Origin of the sequence: Candidatus Chloroploca asiatica (assembly GCF_002532075.1) — a bacterium.
GTDB lineage: Bacteria > Chloroflexota > Chloroflexia > Chloroflexales > Chloroflexaceae > Chloroploca > Chloroploca asiatica.
This window is the reverse complement of the sequence record NZ_LYXE01000087.1, coordinates 1-733: the sequence shown is the minus strand read 5'-3', so window position 1 is coordinate 733 and position 733 is coordinate 1. Positions and strand designations below refer to the sequence as shown.

General features: G+C 66.3%; 1 protein-coding gene. It reads right to left on the bottom strand.

What is annotated here, in order from left to right; all coding sequences use genetic code 11:
- Nucleotides 1-733 (bottom strand): NACHT domain-containing protein (locus tag A9Q02_RS24205; RefSeq protein ID WP_172450864.1); only part of this gene is annotated, 733 nt, incomplete at both ends.

The window sequence follows — 733 nt, the reverse complement described above, 5'->3', positions numbered from 1 at the left end:
CCAGATACTCTTGAAAGGTCTGGTGGGGAAACCGGTAGGCATCGCCGGCGTCACTGGCCTGGATCAGCCCCGCCCGCAGGTCGGTATACTCCAGGAATTTGTCCGCCCCCAGCGAAGGGTTCGGGTGCCGCCGCCGCTTCAATTCGTCGTCAACCAGCGTGCGCAGCACCGCACGACTGAGGCTGCCCACCTCCCCGGGCTGGGCGGCCCGATGTGCTTCGTAGGCCGCCTTGCCCAGCAGAGGACGCAAACTCTGCGCATCGGCGTCGGGCAGGCCGAGATAGTCCATCAGCGTGCCATAGTCGCTGCGCTCCTTCCCGGCGATCTCCCACTGCCCCAACAGAATATCGATACAGCGTCCGTAGAGGCTGGCCCGCTCCTCGGGGATCCGGCCATCGTTCAGATGCACCAGGGCCATCACCGTGATCATCAGCGGCTGACGCCCAAAGTGCTGCAGATCCTCGCGCATTGCGATGGCACGGTGCAGCGTGCGCTGCCGTTCGTCACGCCAGCCTTCCGTCCGCATGCGCAACTCCGCAACCGTGCGGTACCAGGCCGTAATGAAGGCCTGCATCTGGCCAAGCGTCCAGTCGGCCAGGGTTGCGGTCGGCCAGCCAGGCAGTTGCCAGGCCGCGTTTCGTTCCCCCTCGTAGGCCCGCACGCGGCAGGCGACGACCATGCGGATGCGGCGAAAGCGCTGGGCAAAGGACTGCACCGCCCGCACCACCTTGCG